Annotated in this window: 16 protein-coding genes; 9 read left to right on the top strand and 7 right to left on the bottom strand. The window is 38.5% G+C overall.

What is annotated here, in order from left to right; genetic code table 11:
• The first annotated feature begins 155 nt into the window (after positions 1-155).
• The 3 genes from N3A72_07115 to N3A72_07105 all read left to right on the top strand — a co-directional run bounded on the left by N3A72_07115 (position 156) and on the right by N3A72_07105 (position 2754).
• On the top strand, positions 156-728 hold the full coding sequence (locus N3A72_07115) for a hypothetical protein (GenBank protein ID MCX7919364.1): 573 nt from the start codon (positions 156-158) through the stop codon (positions 726-728).
• A 112-nt stretch (positions 729-840) separates the two neighbouring features.
• Entirely contained in the window at positions 841-987 is a 147-nt protein-coding gene (locus N3A72_07110; protein MCX7919363.1) for a hypothetical protein, read from the top strand.
• A gap of 609 nt (positions 988-1596) precedes the next feature.
• Complete coding sequence (locus N3A72_07105) at positions 1597-2754, top strand: C40 family peptidase (GenBank protein ID MCX7919362.1); 1158 nt, start codon at positions 1597-1599, stop codon at positions 2752-2754.
• Between the two features lie 22 nt (positions 2755-2776).
• Here the strand turns inward: N3A72_07105 and efp are convergent, their stop codons facing one another.
• Positions 2777-3349 carry an elongation factor P gene (gene efp, locus N3A72_07100; GenBank protein MCX7919361.1) on the bottom strand — a complete coding sequence of 191 codons (573 nt, stop codon included), beginning with the start codon at positions 3347-3349 and terminating at the stop codon, positions 2777-2779.
• 309 nt (positions 3350-3658) lie between these two features.
• Between efp and N3A72_07095 the strand changes: the two genes are divergently transcribed.
• Positions 3659-6460, top strand: a complete 2802-nt coding sequence (locus tag N3A72_07095) for a DUF4091 domain-containing protein (GenBank protein ID MCX7919360.1) — start codon at positions 3659-3661, stop codon at positions 6458-6460.
• A gap of 84 nt (positions 6461-6544) precedes the next feature.
• Positions 6545-7543, top strand: coding sequence for a TGS domain-containing protein (locus N3A72_07090; GenBank protein ID MCX7919359.1), 999 nt, complete (start codon positions 6545-6547; stop codon positions 7541-7543).
• Positions 7544-7620: 77 nt separating this feature from the next.
• Here the strand turns inward: N3A72_07090 and N3A72_07085 are convergent, their stop codons facing one another.
• The 6 genes from N3A72_07085 to N3A72_07060 form a co-directional block, all read right to left on the bottom strand.
• A complete protein-coding gene (locus N3A72_07085; protein MCX7919358.1) occupies positions 7621-7923 on the bottom strand; it encodes a hypothetical protein in 303 nt (100 codons plus the stop codon).
• A 124-nt stretch (positions 7924-8047) separates the two neighbouring features.
• Complete coding sequence (locus N3A72_07080) at positions 8048-10564, bottom strand: hypothetical protein (protein MCX7919357.1); 2517 nt, start codon at positions 10562-10564, stop codon at positions 8048-8050.
• 74 nt (positions 10565-10638) lie between these two features.
• Positions 10639-11685 carry a DUF2961 domain-containing protein gene (locus N3A72_07075; GenBank protein MCX7919356.1) on the bottom strand — a complete coding sequence of 349 codons (1047 nt, stop codon included), beginning with the start codon at positions 11683-11685 and terminating at the stop codon, positions 10639-10641.
• Between the two features lie 61 nt (positions 11686-11746).
• The gene (locus tag N3A72_07070; protein MCX7919355.1) at positions 11747-12958 is read right to left on the bottom strand and encodes a carbohydrate kinase family protein; all 1212 of its coding nucleotides are present in this window, start codon (positions 12956-12958) and stop codon (positions 11747-11749) included.
• A 542-nt stretch (positions 12959-13500) separates the two neighbouring features.
• Positions 13501-14358 carry a tetratricopeptide repeat protein gene (locus N3A72_07065; GenBank protein MCX7919354.1) on the bottom strand — a complete coding sequence of 286 codons (858 nt, stop codon included), beginning with the start codon at positions 14356-14358 and terminating at the stop codon, positions 13501-13503.
• Between the two features lie 262 nt (positions 14359-14620).
• Complete coding sequence (locus N3A72_07060) at positions 14621-15706, bottom strand: D-alanine--D-alanine ligase (protein MCX7919353.1); 1086 nt, start codon at positions 15704-15706, stop codon at positions 14621-14623.
• Between the two features lie 531 nt (positions 15707-16237).
• On the opposite strand from N3A72_07060, the gene N3A72_07055 reads away from it, so the two are divergent.
• The 4 genes from N3A72_07055 (at position 16238) to N3A72_07040 (ending at position 20086) form a co-directional block, all read left to right on the top strand.
• Positions 16238-16840 carry a TetR family transcriptional regulator gene (locus N3A72_07055; protein MCX7919352.1) on the top strand — a complete coding sequence of 201 codons (603 nt, stop codon included), beginning with the start codon at positions 16238-16240 and terminating at the stop codon, positions 16838-16840.
• Positions 16841-16872: 32 nt separating this feature from the next.
• Positions 16873-18045, top strand: coding sequence for an efflux RND transporter periplasmic adaptor subunit (locus N3A72_07050; GenBank protein MCX7919351.1), 1173 nt, complete (start codon positions 16873-16875; stop codon positions 18043-18045).
• Positions 18046-18101: 56 nt separating this feature from the next.
• Entirely contained in the window at positions 18102-19028 is a 927-nt protein-coding gene (locus N3A72_07045) for an ABC transporter ATP-binding protein (protein ID MCX7919350.1), read from the top strand.
• A gap of 62 nt (positions 19029-19090) precedes the next feature.
• On the top strand, positions 19091-20086 hold the full coding sequence (locus N3A72_07040) for an ABC transporter ATP-binding protein (GenBank protein MCX7919349.1): 996 nt from the start codon (positions 19091-19093) through the stop codon (positions 20084-20086).
• Positions 20087-20148: the final 62 nt, after the last annotated feature.

Below are 20148 nucleotides of genomic sequence, written 5' to 3'. Positions count from 1 at the left end.
GTAAAAATCACAAGTAAATTAGCCATTAGGTTTCATTATGGTATTCTGCATTTTCTTGTATATCAGTAGTATGACTTTTGAATTGTATTTCAGAAAAGAGGTTAGCAATGATACGACTAAATTAAACTCTATTTTTTATCAGTTTAGTAGTAGCGGTGAGTAACGTTACCATTTCTGCTGTTGCCGCTAATGAATGCGAACGGCAAGATAATTTACATCTTTGGAAATCGCGGGTTAAATCTGTTACCGTTTTCAAAAACGAATTAGGGTTTTTCCGACGGCAAGGAGAAGTAACACTACGAGATAGACGGTGTGTTTCCGATGCGGTGCCACCAGCAGCATTCGGAACATTTGTGATTTTCTCTCATGTAACCGATGAATTGGTTGATATTATCGGTAGTAGACCGGGAGAGATAGTTGAATTTGACGATGTTGATGTTGCAAAAGATATTACCGTTAAACGAAATCGACTTGAAGCAAGTAAATATCTTTCTATTCAGCTAACCTATCGTGAAAAAGGTTCTGACCGAATTGCTGCCGGACGATTAGTTTCCGTTGGTAGTGATTATGTTGTGTTAGAATCAGCGCAGAATAATTATGCAGTACCGTTAGCTGGGATTAAAAATTACAGATTCTCGAGAAGCCACTTCGGGTACACGTGGTTAAAGATAACGGTAAAATCCCTGTTAAAACGACACTCGGTATGGCATATTTTCGGAAAGGGATAACCTGGATTCCGGAATATAGCCTAAAATTAATAGATGAAGAAAATGCAGAATTAACTCTTCGCGGACACTAATCAACGAAGCGGAACATTTAGTCCATTGCGATATCAATTTTGTGGTTGGTGTACCTCATTTCGTTCATACTACTAATTATTTAGCACCAATTGCGGTCGGTCAGGTTATTCGAACCATCGGCGCTGCGGTCGCACCGAAAGAAGAGATAAGTCAGATAGCGAACCGTGCAATGATTGCCGGAAATTAAAGGCTTACGAACCGAATAATAATTTCTTTGTTGATTTAGTCACGGTAAAAGGTAAATTACATTTCCGGAATTATGACAAAACCGCAGGACAAATAATCATTAAACTCCGCCTACCGGGCAAACCAACTCTAGCGTCGGACGATGGAACTATCACGTTTGATACTGATAACCTGAAACTACTCGAACACTCCGGAATTATCACCTGGCAGTTAAACCTTAAACCGAATGTAATGAAAACGCTTGAATATCAGGATGAACGATATGTACCTTCGCGTTAGGAGAGAATAAAATCCGAATATAAAAATTCAAACAAAGAGATAGAAACAAAACCAAACCGTAGCGTTTATCATTTTTCTACGAACGCTACAAGATTTCGATTTGCATTTTTAGTTGACAAATTTCCGCTTTAGGCGTATATTATTAAGCAGAGAGAAATAATACTGGACTGGCATTTCGTTCTCCTTAAAAAAAGGAGGTGGGACTATATCCCAATCTGATAACCAGTCCAGTTTTTTTATGAAAGGTACAAAGTGTTTATTAAAACAACTGATATTGATAGTAATTGCCGGTGTATGTTCAACGCTACTTTTTGCGGAGGAAAACAATGATATGCAATCAACGACTCCAACAACTCCTAGCCGAGGAAAGGCAGTTATCCGTCGAGGAATAGTTTTTTATGAAGGGGATACTGCAGCGCAACGGGGTAGACGATTCCTCGAGCGAGCAATCAAACGAATTGAACCGACCGGAATCGGTTCCCCAGAAAAAATTAATGAATATATTGCACGATATAAACCTCTGGTCGTCTATGATTCAAGGATATATTGTTTCGAAGTTGAAGGAAAAGTTGAATCTGGGAAAACGATTTTAACCGGGCTGGTTGGATTAACTGAATATCGGGACGGATTATTTTCGGTTATTTCCGCGTTACAATTTCAAAACATCCAGAATACCATTGAAGTCGTTCCGACAAAAAGAATTGGGAGCCGTTCATTTGCTTTAGTGAAAACCAAGGCCGCTCCTTTTTATAGTCGAACGACCGGATTAAAAGAACAAGTTACCGAATCAGTTTTAGGTGATAGTATTTTTCTATTAGATGAAGATTCCACCGGCAAATATTATTATGCACAAGCGAGTAACGGTTATCTCGGTTGGGTAGAAAAGCGCCGAGTTGTTCGAATGACGAAATCAGCGTTTGTTAAATGGCAAAACCGGCCGCAAGTATTGTTTGTTAAAGAATATAAAAAAGCTACGGTAACTATTCCTATTGGTGCATCACTTCCACTAACAGATTCTGGCCAAATACAGCTTCCAGACGGAAGAAAAATATTAGTGCCATTAGATTATTATCGAGTCCCACAGGAAAGAACCAAGTTTATTCAGCAACTGCTTGAAACAGCGAAACAATATCTTGGTACAAAATATGTTTGGGGTGGGGTAACGAAAGCTGGGATAGATTGTTCCGGGTTTGTCCAAATGGTATATCGAGCTAATGGAATTAATCTACCGCGTGATGCAGACCAGCAATCGGCGGTAGGTCTGCTGGTAGGATTCCGCGGATATACTGAGAATCTGCAACCTGGAGATACACTCTATTTTGCTAATCGGAGCGGACGAATTACCCATACGGGGATTTATTTAGGCAATAACGAATTTATCCATGCAACCGAACCGGTCGTAACAGTAGGAAGTCTTGATCCAAAATCGAAAAACTACGCTGAAAAGCATGCTGCCGGTTTTGTACTTGCCAGGAGAATAATACGGTAAATTCAAATTCCAACAACCTGATTCAACGGTTAACTCGTTCGAGGTATTTATTTTCGTCCGGTTTAACTTTAATTATATCACCGACATTGATAAATGGTGGGACTTGAATAACCAATCCGGTTTCTAATTTTGCCGGTTTAGTTACATTGGTTATCGTAGCAGTTTTAAGTTCCGGTTCAGTTTCGATAACTTTCAGCTCAACCGCTGGTGGTAGTTCGACCGCAATCGGATTTCCATCAAGGAAATCAATCATAACCTTCAAATTCGGTGTTAAATAGTATATCGCATCACCGAGAATCTCACTATCCAACGCAACTTGTTCATAAGTTTCAGTATTCATAAAATGATACCCTTGATTATCGCTATATAAGAATTCCATCGGATGAGTTTCAAGGTCAGCTCGTTCAATCCATTCCGTTGCAGAAAATCGTGCTTCAGTAGAAATTCCGTTCCGTAAATTCCGTAGTTTGACCTGAACAAAAGCACGAAGATTACCCGGTGTTCGATGCTGAAACTCAAGCACCCGATGCGGGTCGTTATTATACATAATAATTGTCCCACGTCGAATTGATGAAGCTTGTATCGTATTAGCCATAGTTGAAATCAATATTTGGTTGTTTTTAGCCGAGACGAATCGGCATAGACCCTGAACTAAAATTTAACCCGATATATATCGGGACTCGGTAGTTAAGCTTTATCGCTGTTAAGTCAATTAAAAATACCATATAATTTTACCTAAAAAAAATATATAGCGTCAAGAATTTGGTTCAATGAATTGAAACTACAATCTCACCTGGTAACCAATGAACATGCAGTTATTGACATAATTGCGTAAAATAAGCGAGAATAAAATATCTCTTAGGATAAACCGGAATATTATATTTACATTCTGTTAGGTAAGGGTATGGATACAAGAAAATTTTGGTATTATTTCTATGTAGTCTTATTTTTTTGTGTATATTTTAACCGGTCAATTACCGTTGCTGAACCATATGATAAATACGGTTTAGTCCCATTGATAACGATTGGTAGAACTTCTAATCCTATTGTGCTCGATGGTGATTTACGTGATTGGCAAGAAACTTTTTCAGTTTCAGGGTTTACCCGTAACGACGGAACCGGCTATGCTTCACAGCAAACTCGGGTATATATGACGTATGATATGCATAGCATGTATATCGCTTATCGCTGTTATGAAGCAGATATGGTAAATCAGCGGATTACTGAATCTCGACACGACGGACTTCCTTGGCGAGATGATTCAATTGAACTGCTTATTTTATCTGATAATAACTGGGATAAATTAGCGCATATTATCGTTAACGCTGGCGGAGCGCTGTATGATGCTATAGGTTTAGACCCGGAAAACGCAGAATGGGAAAGTAGAACTCAAGTTGCGGTTGGCAAAGATGATAGTAGTTGGATAGTCGAACTCGCAATACCGTTTACGGCATTGTGTGGGCAGAGAGCTCTCGTACCCACTATGACAAATTGGAAAATTAACTTCTATCGGAATCGCTATCGGGAAACCGCTGAATATAGTTCTTGGTCATATTGTCCCGGTCCGTTTAAAAACCCAATTCGATTAGGAATATTGAAATTTCAAGAATTAGTACCGAAATTAGAGTTACCTAATCAACTTGAATTAGGGTTTGGATATAATGAATTACCGTATACATTTATTCCTCCAGAGATTATAAGAAATAGTTCGTATCGTTTGCATGTTGAAGCACTTGTTAGAACGGATAATACTACTCTTGCAGATATTCCTTTATCTACTATCGGAACAACGCAGCATTGTATCTCATTCCCTTTATATGGATATGAAGATGGGATACAGGTAATGTTATTTGACCAAAAGAATGAAGCAGTATATCGGACGGTATTCCCCTTGATGTTAAAACCGGAATCAATTGCCGGTGAACTAAGGTTACAAACCATGTTTTTACGTCAATTATTACAGAATCCGAATATTCCAGCTGGTATTCACACTGAACTTCAATATGCAGTGCACGAAGTAGTAACTGTAACCGATGAATTGGAACAAAAATCTGCATCTGCCTATCAACAGAAAAAGCGTATATCTCATTCCGATTGGGTAGAGATATCCCAGAAAATGAATGAACTATATCGGAAGTTATCTAACTATCAAACTATCGTTTGGAAAAAAGGTATCTGGGAGAATCTCTTTCCCGATGAGTTACCTTATTCTACAGAAGAAATAAAAGAAATAGATCTCCTCGCCATGCAAGATGAATATATTTCCGCAGCGTTTAATATAACCAATTTATCCTTTCTGCCATATCAAGCTAGGGTATGTTTAAGAGAACTTGTGAGCAAAATTGATGAAGGCAAATCTGAGAAATTTCCTATGGAGAATATTACTTTCCGTCGGGTGGTATATCGGCAATTGAAAAATGGAATGACTGTCGGCGATGCCTTACCAGCAATGGATGAAGCTCACTTCATAGACATACCGTCTTTGAAAAGCGGTCAAGTCTGGATTTCAATTAAAACGCATAATATTCCCCCAGGAAAATATTTCGGTCAAATCGTTTTAAAACCGTTGGAAGACAGAATGTTTAGCCAAAAAACAGTACAAATAACTATTAAGGTTCTTCCGATAACGCTTCCTCGAGAAATGCCAATTGCAACGTATCTTTGGGATTATGCTGAAAATGATGCGTATATTCGCGACCTGATTGACCATAAAATTAATAAAATGTTAGTTCCTTGCTATCTCTGCCCACCGATATGTGATTCTACCGGCAACGTTATTAGTATTGATTTTTCGAAACACGATACCGCAATTGCTATGAAACATAAATATGGTAATGAAATTATCTTTTCATACGGAGTCGTTCGTGAATTCGACCGCTGGGCAGCGAAAAAGTATCATTGGGAGTATATGAGTGACCCGTGGAAAAAAGCTTTTGGAACCTGGTTAAAATCTTGGATCACACATTTGCTAGACCTTGGATTGGATTATACCGATTTTTCGATGCAGATTTGGGATGAAGCTACCGGAGACTTAGCGAAAAAAGTTGCTGAAGTCGGACCATTTTTGCGAAATATTGACCCGAGAGTCCGCTGGGTGATGAATGGCGCACAAAATTTAGAAGAAGCGAAACTAATGAATCCGTATGTTGATATCTGGATCCCCCATTTGGATAGTTTGCTTAAATCATCTGAAAAAGATTCGCTGCTTGCTTATTATAAATCTACTGGGAAACCGATTTGGAGTTATACTTGTCGGGTGAATATGACTAGTCAGCCGGTACTAGAGTATTATCGGTTGAAACCCTGGCTCGTTTACCAGCTGGGACTAGATGGGGTATGTTTCTGGGCATATAACTCTTGGCGTGGTGACCCGTGGAGCGATTTTGATGTTGTTGGTGATGAGGGATATAGTGATAACGGGGTCGTCTATTCCAGTGACCGTGGTCCGATACCTAGCCGAAGATGGGAAGCGTTTCGCGAAGGGTTGCAAGATTATCAATATCTTTTTATACTTGAGCAACTGATTAAACAAGCAGAAGCGGAGGGCACTGCACAAGAAAACGATATGTTGGTTAAGCTTGCACGCGAAGCGAAAGGAATTCTGCAACAAGCAGTCAATGAAGTATTATTAACAAAAGATGAATCGGTTGTATATCTCTGGCGCGAAAGAATAGCAGAAATGATTCTAAAATTGAAGAAATCGTAGTTAGTTGAAAATAGAAAGAAGAGAGATAGAAAACTCTATTTTCCTGATCTCTGTGTTAACTTAATTTCTGTGTATTATTTTTGTATGCCAGCGAATCTATCTCCCCAATATAAGGAAGCGGAACGGAAATATCAATCTGCCCGCGATAATCAAGAGCGGCTAACCTGTCTTCGTGAAATGCTTGCGCTTATTCCGAAACATAAAGGAACCGAAAAACTTCAAGCCGAAATTAAATCGAAAATATCAAAATTAACCCATGAAATTCAAGAAGGCAAAAAATCGAAAGCGCATCGGCATACGTTTCATATTGATCGAATCCCAAATGTTCCGCAGGTGCTTCTGCTAGGGTATCCGAATGTTGGAAAGTCGCAGATTATCTGTTCATTAACCAATGCGAAATCAGAGGTTACTCCCTATCCCTTCGCGACACGATATCCTATACCAGGAATCATGCTATATCAGGATATTAAAATCGAATTAATTGATTCAACTTCGGTAACCAGAGATTATATGGAACCGTGGATACCAGATATTATTCGTGGAGTAGATGCAGTTATCATAGTCTGTGATTTAGGGGATAAGAATGTTCTTGACCAGATACAAGATGTGATTGACCGGATTGAAAAGATAAAAATTCTACTTGTGGGAAGACATATCGTTTCGCAGATATCAGAAGAATCGGCAGGATTAGCGAAACGGACTTTAATATTAGGTAATAAATCCGACTTAGATGTTAGAGGATACAATGAAAAACTGATCATAGAATTATTTGGAAAGGAATACGATTATGTTTCCATCTCCGCATTAAACCAGACGAATTTGGAGATATTCAAACAAACGCTTTATACCGGATTAGAATTAGTTCGAGTATATACCAAAGTTCCTGGTCATAAACCGGATTTGGAAAACCCATTTCTTCTACCTAAAGGAAGCACAGTTTTAGATTTAGCGCAGTTAATCCATAATGAAATGGCAGAACGATTTAAAACTGCACGCATTTGGGGATCAACGCGGTTCGAAGGGCAACATGTCGAAAAACATTATCTTCTGCAAGATAAAGATATTGTCGAAATCCATGTTTAAGTGAATTCTTCGAAAATGCGAATCTCGAATCGCGCAAAATAACATCAAATGTTTAACAAATACAATCGGATTTGTTACTAGAATCCGATTTCTCTCTTTTTCTTTTCTAGACTTTCGTATCGGGTGACTAACGCACGAATCGCTTGCGTTGCTCGTCGGAAATAATCAATATTGATATATTGCTCGGTTTCTTTAGCGACATTATATTGTTTTTCATCTTGACTTGGCAGAATGATACTTTCCGGCTCACGTTGTAGAAGACTAGCGAATAACCCTAATATTTCGCCAGCTTTTTCTAATTCTAATCTTCGTTCCGTCAACTCTTTCTTGCATTCTTCAAACTCTAATAAAATTCTACCTTTTTCTTCCGGAGTCATCATAGCAAATCATCCACCTTTCACGAAAAATCAATTTAGCAACCTGAACAACTAATTTTCGAATTTATCTAAAGTTTTTATGGTATTATTAAACTATGAATTAGTATCTTTGTCAAGAAATACTCTTTTATTTAATTATAGCAATTCCCCAGTTACTGGGATTCTGCCAATTCATATTCGTTCCATGCCACATCATCGACCTGCCTTCCGGTGGACGGGCATAATCAATCGATTCGTTGCGATTCAAATCATCAATAGCCACATCGAATCCGATAACCGAATTCGGTTTCGGTGTAAAACCATTTAATTCTGATATCGGAATCCTTGCTTCCAGGAAATATTTATTCGGCAAGCGACATATAGCTATATTCCCAGACTCTATTTTTATATTTTTTTTCCAAAGGAAAATAAACGGTTGTGTCGTTTCCGTTCCGGTAGATAACCCAATTTGGTAATCTGAACCGCTATAATACCGCTGGTCTTCTGGTCCAGCGAATCCTAAATAGAGTTCAACTGCGTCACCACGCCATAAATCACCTGCTGGAAAAGGATTGTATCCTGGGTCAATATCAACGACTTCCGCCGCGAGATAAACATCAGAGCTTGACCAAGCTAGTTTAACTATTCCATTCAGTGTATTTGATGACCAAGTTTTATTCCCACGCACTACTTGCTGCATTTGAGTTAATTCTATACAAGGTATATGCTCCCATTCCGTTAAAATTCCATCGATTTGAATCGGTTGTTCTACTATTGGATGGATAGCAAATGGGAAAACAACCGTTTTCTTTCTCCAAACTTCATTTGGAATAAATTGCACCTTAAGGTGAAACGGTTTGGTTATGGTAAACAATGTCGCTGCATTCACCATAAAAACAGTTTCAGCTTGTTGTCCCGGTTTAAGATTTTTTATCCTTACTTGTCCGAGAGATTTGATGGTCTTTTCATTCTCTAACGAGAAATAGATTGTTGCGTTAACAACCGGTTTCTTGAGCTGATTTGTTATCCGTACAATTATTTTCCATTGTTTTTTTTCTCGGTCATATAAAGGACGAACATTGATGTTAAATTCCGGGTGAATTTTAATCGTAGTAACCGTTTTACTGAACATTGATTCCGATTCAAACTGATAGGCAATCTGATATTCATTTTCAGAAATATTCTTATTCGTTTTAATTTTTACTCGCTGCTGATAAACTGTATTTGCAGGGATAATCACGTTCGATACCTGTGGAGTAACAATAATTCCAGGACTAGTTGTCCAGAGCAATTTCCCGGTAATCGTTCGAGGAAAAGGATTGCGAACTTCGAGAACCGTTTCCGTTTCTTCTCCAGGGGCTAATTCAAGACTATGCGGAGTAATCTTGAAAGACGCAGGTAAGATTAGTTCACTAGGTGCATTGAGCAGATATTGGGGGAATTCAGTTGCGGTTAATTCTAGTTCGTTCGATTGATTTTGGATAATGCTTTTTTCCCCAAACAAATTTATTAGCGTAATCTGTCGATTATTGTTGTTAATCCTGAATTTTTTCTCTCCTTTCATTGTCCAGAAAACGAAAATAAGCTGTTTATCTTTTTCAAATACATAGGCATAAATATCGTCTTTTCCTTCGAAAGGAACTCTCCCGATAATCCTAGCACCATCAAGCAGGTTAACCATAGTTTGATATGCATAATATGCCGGTTTCCGTTGTCCGCTAGTTTTCATCAGACCAAGCATACCGTCCCAAGTTGCGTTAATATCATCAGTCCAATTTATCATATCGAATTGGAAGATTCGATCAACATATCCACTGCCGAAACAGAGTAGATGATTCCGAACTAAATAAGCGGCATGTAAATCGTCAGGAACACCAAATTTCGGATGGTTGGATACACCGAGTTCAGTTATCCAAATCCGTTTATTTCCATCGTTATAACGAGCCATTAAATTATGTATATCGTCCAATTCTTTCGGTACTTCATATTCTGGCGGGATAGTTCGATAATAATGATATGAGAGCACGTCAAAATAATCTTTACCTCCTAACTGATATAGTCGTTCGAGAAATTCCGGGTCATATCCTGCCATACAGACACCAACAATCTGGCAATTCGGGTTAGCTTTTTTGGCCGCGATATATGATTTTTTTAATAAAGCGGTATAATCCGCAACATTCGGATTCGGTTTCCAGAATGGGAGAATGTTCGGTTCATTCCATAATTCCCAATAGGTTATTTGATTTTTATATCGTCGAACGCAGTGTTCAACATATCGAGCAAACAACTCCTGTTCTTCAATGGTTGCCGGCGCAGCGCCATTGTTCGCCCAGTTTGAATGATAGCATAGAATCGGAAACATCTGGATACCATTTTGTTCATAAAATTGAATTGCAGTATCTGGGAACGTGAAATCAAATATTCCCTGTTTTTGTTCAATTTTATGCCACCAGAAATCTGACCGATCCCATTTAACTCCTAGCTCCTGCATATATCCCATCCGCGTTGAAACTGTAGTATATAATTCATCGGGTATATGGAACGTTTTTAAAGCATTAATTCCGAATTGGCATCGATTCGGTTCATGTTTATACTGGTCACAATGACCAAAATTTAAAAATAATGAATAACCTAGAATAATCAAAATAATAATATTTTTGAACATTAGCAAAACCTTTCTCTTATTTATATCTCTACTGCGAATTCAGCGATTTTTTCTATGTTCACTTTAGTTAGATTTTAAGGCAAACGCTGTTCAAGTGGTGGAAATGCTGGAAACGGCAAATGCGGTTCTTTCTGATACCAATACGCGATACTGGAATAATCATCTGCCCGATCTTGCACATCCCAACCGTGACAACGCATTGTAACTTTGATCGATTTCTTGAACCGAATCGGGTCTAAGATATGGAACCGATATGCGGTCATTCGATGTTCTTCCGGACCAAAAGATGTTCCGTGGAATAAACTATTATTTTCGGTTCGGAATCCCCAAGCATGCCCGAAATAATCTTCTGCACCGATTCCTTTCAAAGTTGGAGTCGTAGCATTATCAACATCAATATAGAAATCGTCACCACCTTCAACCCAAGCGCCGGGCTCGAGCAAATGATAATTGAATACGGTTCCGAGATAGCGTCCTTCCCCTTTGGCTTCGAGAATAGTATAGGGTACACCACGTTTAACCGGATTCTCGCGTCGCCATTGCGCATGCAACCGCCCATAATCGTGCGGCAGTTTTTTAACCAGCTCATAATTTATCTGCCAGAACATAAGCGAAACCGGTTGTTTTCCTTGATTTTCGATTTCCAGTTTCGCTCGGTAACTGAACGGCATCGGAATATAACAGTTCAACGCTGGCCGATTCTCACCGCCAGCAGGAAACATTTCTAATAGAAGACTTTTAAACTCTTTTTCTTTAGCAAACCCAACCCCGAAAAAGTCACCTAATGGTACTTCGATACTTGGCTCCGGTTCATTATCCCAATATACACGAAGCACTAATTCCCGTAAACTCAACTGGCTATTATGCATTGCGGTAAGCCATATATGATGGATTATCCCCGTACCTTGGATATCAGCCATAACCTGTTTCGCACCGGATTCCAGCCGAACAACGTTACTTACTCGTTTCGTTTCTCCTCCGGAGATTATCGGCAAACTTGATAACGGACTCTGCCATAACGTGGGTTCCGCTACCTGATTTGATAATGTCGCACAACCAGTTAAAACAACAATCATTATCCAGACGGTTATAAAAATTAATAAGGTAATAAGATTTTTCACAACAATTTTCCTATGTTTGATTATTATAATTAACATCAATATAGCATGAAAAATACTAAATTTAAGATGTTCTATCATTCGGACCATACCATAGCTGGTTTCGGTTGTCGTATTTCCAACCGGCGGTTTTAATTATCAGTTTATTCTTCTTCCATCCTGATTGAATCTGCCGCGTTGTTTCCTGCCAATTTCTGATACTACTTAATGCATCTAACGCATAGAGGTTATCTCCGCCGACCGCGCAGGCGTAACGGAGTGTCACTTCAATTGTTTTCCCACGCAAATATGCCGCGAGAAATCCTGCAATAGCTGAATCGCCGGAGCCGGTTGCACTCGCTATCGGTTCGACATGGAAACTCGGTTCCCAGAGTTCTCGATTTGCCCAGGTTTTAAGATTATTGGGTTTCGCGAATCCGATTTTCGATAAAGTTTGTTCATCCGAAGTACGCAGATAGAATCCTTTATGTGCGCATTTGAGACCGACGATTTTTGCACCGTATTCAAGACATTTTTCTGCTAGCCAGCTATATAATTCTGCAGGAATACTATCCAGCATTTGCTGTCCTTTTGCCTGTTTTTTAATTTGCAGGTATTTCGGTTTATCTAGCATAAATAGCGTCTCTTCGACGCTCGGCAGAAAAATATCTATATATGGTAGAGTATTTTTTAAAATTTTATTCCAATCCGCTTTTCCGGATTCAGATTCTGGGTCGGGTAACGACATATCTAACGAAGTGGTTACTCCAAGCTGTTTAACCTTCTTAAATATTTTTACCATTTCTTTTCCATTATCTGCATACATTTTCCGCATCGCTGGTGGATACCCCAGATGGAATAATTTCGCTTGTCGAACCAGCTCGAAATCAATATCCGCATAACCGAACGTATTATTCGTTCCCGGATTATGCAGAAACATTCGGTCGAATCCTGGTGGAGCTAGCGCGATAGTATACGAACTCACTTCATCTCCCGGTTTTACTTTATGAATTCCTTTTTCCATTCCAGATTGTTTCAATAATTCGATGGTTGCATTTCCGAAAAAATCATCGGCAACTTTTGCGATTAACGCAACGTTTATTCCGAGCTTTTTTAAGGCGAGCCCCGTATTCGATACCGGTCCGCCGGTTGAAATTGCTGCTTTCCCGATTTTAACCAGCGTCCCAGGAACGAATATCTGTCCCATGGTTTTCGCTGCCAACTTCGGAAATGAAGGAATAATATCGATACAAATATGACCAGTAACTACTGTATCAAGAATACGATTTTTTTGCATAATTTAAATCCCTGTTAAATAAAAAAGATTAAGATTAGTATTTAGTCTTCAAATTTGAACTTTGAAATTATTTTAAATTATATTATCAAAGTTTGATGGAGATTGCAAAATTAATAGGTAAGTTCCAATAGAAAGACGTATAGATATATGCAAATGTATTGGTAAGATAGCTTCTAGTCACATTCTAGGATAAGGTATTTTCAAAATTGAATAATAAAATTAATTTTTAGCTATCTGTTAAAATCATGTAGAAGTAATTCTGTCAATATAATCATGATATTATTGAGATTAACATTATTCAAATTGTATATTAACTGCTCTTACTTCTTCTAAAAAATGTCTCGAAATAAATTCAATAAAAGCCCTAAGTATATCTGATTCATCACCTTGACTTGCTCTACTTTTAATAATTACTGTAACTATACTACCCAAAGTAGATTCAAATTGCAGCCATCCCTTGTTATATCTTGTGTGTCTCAATTTCCCACTTGCTGCCCGATATAAAAATTTGTTTATATATTACAAAAAATTGCTAATTAGTTTTAATCTATTTTCATTAATTTCTTTAATTTCTTTATTCTTTTTTCCGCGAACTTTCTATCCGTAGAATAATCTTTAATTCCATTCGGGAAGGTTGCCCAATCCATTTCAGATTCCGCTAAGTCTTTAAGAGTAATTTTCAGCATTTTCTGATAGGTTTGTAGCGCGCGTTTCAACCAGCCTTTCTGTTCATATACTTCCGCTAAATACCGATACGCCCGCAACCGGGTTCTATCAATCAGAATCGAATTTTTAAAACAGTCTATTGCCTCATCGTAGTTCTCTAGTTCAACATAGCATACTCCGAGTTCGAGATAGATTTCACCTAACGGCGCGGTTGAATTAAGCTGATACACTCCATTACCAGTTTCTTCTCCTCGATTGATAATATAGGTTTGAATCGCACATTGGAAACATTCTGCTGCTTTCTCTACATCTATTTCGATTTTAGTGAAATAATACCCTAATCCGAGCCACGCACGTTCTTGTAGTGGGTCCAAATCTAATGCTTGCTCATAGTATTCCCGCGCTTTCTTTCGCAACGCTTTATTTTTTTGAAAGTGATGGTAAAAACCGAGAAATGTTAAGAACAGTGGATTATCCGGCTCTTGTTTCACCAGCTCCTGAATATATCGAAAACATTTGGTATAAAGTTTACCACTTGAATCAGCTAATCCTAAATTGATAATCCCTTCTTTCGCTTCCAAGTTTTCTGAATCGAGTGCTAATACTTGCTCATATTTTTGTAGCGCATCTGGATAATTCCCTAAGTTTTCTGCTGCTTCCGCTTGCTGAAAAAGGATTGAAATTAAATCTGAATTATCAACTTTTTTTGACTTTTGGATAGAACGGTTTTTCATCGGTTTGCCCCCCTATTTTTAAGGCATATTTAACTTGATTATTTACATATATAGAATAGCATAAATCATTGATTTTAGCAAGGTTAAATCCTATTTATCTTAAAATAAATTGAGAGATTTTTAAGTGAGAAAAAACAAGACTTTTGGTCTTTATTAATGAAAGAATTTCAAAGAATAGAACGTCTAAAAACTTAAGGAAAACTGCTTAAGTATTTTCGTTTGACTCTTACCGAATTTTACGCCTTCTCTGCGTTCTCTGCGGTTAAGTTTTTATTTTCTTTCTACTCCTGAATTCATCAATCGCTAACGCAATCAATTTATCCAGCAATTGCGGAAAAGATATTCCTGCAGCTTTCGCTGCTTGCGGATAGAGACTCACTGCGGTCATGCCGGGGATGGTATTAGTTTCGAAAACATAGATTTTATTCTTGTTAATTATCATATCGGTTCGCGACATACTGCCGCAACATAACGCTTTATGTACAGTAACTGCGATGCGTTGAACTTTTTTAATCAGATTACGGTTAAGTGGAGCAGGGGTGATTTCATCCGTTGCACCGGCGGTATATTTCGCTTGGTAGTCGAAAAACTCGCTGGTTTTCGGAATAATTAAGGTTGGTGGTAATGCGATGGGTTCTTTACCAAATCCGCAACCAAGAACTGCGCAAGTAACTTCTTTGCCAGAGATGTATTGCTCGACAATAACCTGTCGGTCATATTGTAATGCAAGTTTCATCGCTGGAATTAAGTCGTTCGGCTGTTTGATGATTTGAATTGCAACACTTGACCCTAATTCGTTCGGTTTCACCACGCAGGGATATCCAAGTTCTCTTTTCACTTCGTTTTGAATTTTTCTAACCGCTAACCTTTGACCTTTAACTTCTGTAACAACGAGTCGTTTCGGAGTTAAGATACCCCAATATTCCAACATTTCGAGTGTTTTAACTTTATTCATCGCCAGACTCGAAGCGAGCACGCCGGAACCGGTATAGGGCAATTCTGCTAATTCTAATAACCCTTGAATCGTTCCATCTTCGCCATACGGTCCATGCATTGCTAGAAACACTACTTCAATTTTGGAATGTAAGAGTTTATCAATTCCAATTCCAATTGTCACCTGGTTAGTTTTAATATCATGAATGAGTTCTTTCGGATGCTGAAAATTACTTTGTTTTGAAATATAGCTATCTGGAACTAACCATAACCCCTGTTTAGTGATTATAACCGGTTTAACCAAATATTTCTGCTTATCGAGATGATTTACTACCATCATTCCGCTGTTCAATGATACTTCATGTTCTGCGGTTTTCCCACCCATTAACACGGCAATACGTAATTTAGTTTTCATTCGGTTTAATCCTTTTTGTGTATAAAATTCACAGTTTCGTTGATATTTTTAAACAGTTTCTAAAAATTTTACTTGTTAATACCAATTTAATCAAATGAAAACAAGAATTATACCATTTTGGTAATAAAAAATATAAAAACTGATAAACACAAGAAAAGACCTACTTCTCCCAATCTCAAAATGGCTTAAATGTAACTTTGCTCTGGGTAGGTTAGGGACAAGAATGAGAATTGAACGGTTCAATTCTCATATTACCCCACTATCAAACCGAAATAAAATCTATATGTTATTCAAATTTTAATCTCAATAATCTTTTAATCCTAAAGGGTGATAAACCCTGAACTGAGGTTGGGGACGATTTATTCCATAACGGATTTGCTACCCCAACTTCCGATAATAGAATCGTACTTGCAGCCATAACTGCGAACTTAAAAGTCGGTCAGCGTTTACTTGACAGGATTATCCCTGTATGTTATCATACATACGTATGAATTATTTGCATCCTTTAAAATATGGGAACGTTTTTAGATTATGGATACCAAGCAACTTATTATGAAAGCTGCTAGCGAGTTATTCGCTCAATATGGATATGATGCGGTTTCCGTTCGCGATATCGTTCGGAAAGCGAAAGTTAACCTTGGCGCGATAACCTATCATTTTGGCGGCAAAGAAGCGTTATATCGCGAAATGATACTTAACCTCGCAATAAAACTTCGCAATGAAATTGAAAAACTGGAAACCTTAGATGTTTCAGCTACAGAAAAACTTGCGTCATTCATTCGCAGTTATATGACCATGCTATTGCGGAATCCAAATCAAGCGCGCATGGTTCTGATGGAAATGAGTCTAGGCAAAAAAAGATTGATGAATGTCTTGGCTCCTTATATCATATCCAATTCTAGAACATTAATGAACATTCTTGAATCAGGAATAAAGTCCGGTGAATTTAGAAATGTAGATATCCAATTAACGGCATTTCATATTTTTAGCGTTTGTGCGCATTTTATTACTGCGCAACCGATACTACAGCGGTTGTTTAAACTCGAACGATACGACGAACCGTTTATCGAAATCGCAATTCAGGATACCATTGATTTCATTTTATCTTCACTAAAGAACAAGCAAAATGTTTAAATTTCAACCATTATTTTGGAGGGTAAACCAATATGAAGCGAATGCCATTTTTTAAATTTCTCGATGTCATCAAATTCAGTGTTGCGGTCGGAATTCTGTTGTTTTCAGGGTGTTCGAGACAAACAGGAGTAGTAACGATTTCCGGTAATGGAACGATTGAAGCGACTGAAGTTGATATCAGCGCAAAAATTGCGGAAAAAATCGTTGCGTTGAAAGTCAAAGAAGGTGATTTTGTTGAACCAGGGCAATTAATTGCAACACTTGATGAATCCGAATTATCGGCTGCGGTAGCGCAAGCGAAAGCAGCAGTTGAAGCAGCGAAATCGAATCTAGCGGATTTGCTTGCTGGTGCTCGAAAAGAAGAAATTGAACAAGCGCGCGCGAATGTAGCTGCAGCGAAATCGAACTGGGAAAATATGGTTGCCGGTCCGCGACCGCAGGAAATTGATGCGGCAAAAGCAGCGTTGTCGCAAGCGGAAGCGAACCTGGCTCAAGCGAGTAAGGATTGGGAACGAATGCAGAGTTTATTTGCAGATGGAGCGATTTCTGCGCAGCAACGAGATGCAGCGAAAACCGCATTTGAATCTGCAGTAAGTTATCGCGACGCTGCAAAAGCACAACTAGACCTTCTTCTCGCCGGTTATCGTCCCCAACAGGTAGAGACGGCGAAACAACAATATGAATATGCGCAAAAGCAACTGGATTTATTGTTAGCTGGGTCTCGGCCAGAAGCGATCGCAGCTGCTCGAGCGCGAGTGAAACAAGCGCAAGCGACGCTAGAGCAGGTTCAGGTGCAATATGAAAATACCGTTATCCGCTCGCCATTAAAGGGATTTGTGATAGTTGTTAATAAAGAAGTGGGTGAACTGGTAAATGTTGGGAGTCCAATAGTAACGATTGCCGATTTAGATAATGTCTGGTTGCGGATTTATGTTCCGGAATCGGATATCGGGAAAATCAAGTTAGGACAAGATGCGATTATTTCCGTAGATTCATTTCCGAATAAAAAGTTTCCGGGAAAAGTGAGTGAGATTGCAAATCAAGCGGAATTTACCCCGAAAAATATTCAAACGAAAAAAGAACGGGTTAATCTGGTTTTCGGAGTTAAAATCAGGTTATTGAATCCGGACTATCTCCTCAAACCCGGTATGCCAGCAGATGCAGAAATAATCATAGCTGACGAAAAAGAAAAATTAAGCAGTTAGAACTCAAAGCTTAGCAACAGTTCTTATTTAACTTCTATCATCTTCCTATAATATATATGCCAGATTGGGCGATAACAACTGAAAAACTTACCAAACGATTTGATAAACTTACTGCGGTAGATAATCTTTCACTTCAAGTTTATAAAGGCGAAATTTATGGACTCGTTGGACCTGATGGAGCAGGGAAAACTACTACTATTCGAATGCTTTGCGGTTTGTTGAATATAACTGAAGGAGATGCGATTGTTTCCGGCATTAGTGTCAAGACTGATGCTGAAGCCGTGAAACGAAAAGTTGGATATATGTCACAACGGTTTAGTTTATATGGCGATTTAACCGTGCACGAGAATCTGGATTTTTTTGCTGAGCTTTATCAGGTTCCGCACAATAGCCGGAAACAGAAAACAGCTCAACTTCTCGAGTTCAGTCGATTAACCCCGTTTGTTAACCGATTAGCTGAAAAACTTTCCGGTGGTATGAAACAGAAACTCGCATTATGCTGCACGCTTATTCACGAACCAGAAATCCTGTTTCTTGATGAACCTACTGCGGGAGTTGATCCGGTTTCACGTCGCGAGTTTTGGAAGATTATCTATACATTAAATGAACAGGGTATAACGATTTTTGTTTCAACTCCATATATGGATGAAGCAGAACTATGCAATCGGGTCGGATTTATGCATCAAGGGAAATTGATTGCCATTGACACACCGCAAAATCTGAAATCGAATTATACCGGGCACGTGCTGGAAGTGAAAGCGGAACCGCTACGTGAACTCGCTAAACTTGTTAAATCTGTTCCCGAAGTAAACGAAGTGATTATCTTCGGAGATAAACTGCATCTGACAGTAACCGATATCGAACAGGCGGCATCTGCAGTAACCGAATTAATGCTAACAAATCAGTTCCAGTTAAATTCGATTCGAAAAATCAATCCTTCATTAGAGGATATTTTTGTTCGTTTGATTAAACAAAATCCTTAGCCCGAAAGTATAGTCCGAAAATATAACAATATGGTTGGGGCTTAACCCAAAATATTATAACTATGAACGATTATGCGGTATATACCGATAATTTAACGAAAACATTTCATAAATTCGTTGCCGTAGATAAGGTTAATCTCCGAATTAAAAAAGGTGAAATATATGGATTCCTTGGTCCGAACGGAGCTGGAAAATCTACTACGGTTCGAATGCTCTGCGGGATAATCGCACCGACATCAGGCACCGGAAAAGTGCTCGATTATGATATCGTCAAAGATGTTGAACAGATCCGGTTACGCATCGGGTATATGAGCCAAAAATTTTCATTATATGAGGATTTAACCGTACTAGAAAACCTATTATTTTATGCAGGAATTTATTCTGTTCCTGAACATGAAAAAAATGAACGAATTAACTCGATGCTAGCGTTATCCGGGTTATCTGATCGGAAAAATGAACTTACCCGAAATCTTGCTGGTGGTTGGAAACAGCGGTTAGCTCTTGCTTGTGCCATCATGCACAAACCAGAACTGTTATTTCTCGATGAGCCGACCAGCGGTGTTGACCCAATTTCGCGGCGCAACTTCTGGGATTTGATTTATTCTTTCTCTGAAAAAGGGGTAACGATTATGGTTACTACCCATTATATGGATGAAGCAGAACATTGCGACCGACTTGGATTTATCTACGGCGGAAAACTTATTGCTGAAGGGAGCCCGAGTGAATTAAAGCAGAAAAATATGCAGGGTGAATTAGTTGAACTCGATGCCCAACCGATGATGTGCGCGATTGAGAACTTAAAACAAATGAAAGAGATTACCGATGTAACATTTTATGGTTCATTAATTCATTTTGTTACTAAAGATGCCAATGCAATGAAACATACCATTATCTCATCCTTGAAAGAGAATGGAATTACGGTTACTCGTTATACGCACATTCCACCAAGCTTAGAAGATATTTTTGTATCTTTAGTTGACCAAGCGCAACGAGAAGAGTTAAGGAAAGAATTTAGGGGAAACGTTCCAATGGAAATAAAAACTGATAACAAATGGTGATTGTTTAATTTGAGACATCAGATAAAATCAAAAATTAAGTACTGTTTCGAGTTATTCGTTGT

The sequence above is a fragment of the bacterium genome, from assembly GCA_026416715.1.
Taxonomy (GTDB): domain Bacteria; phylum UBP4; class UBA4092; order JAOAEQ01; family JAOAEQ01; genus JAOAEQ01.
This window is presented reverse-complemented; position numbering and strand designations above follow the sequence as displayed.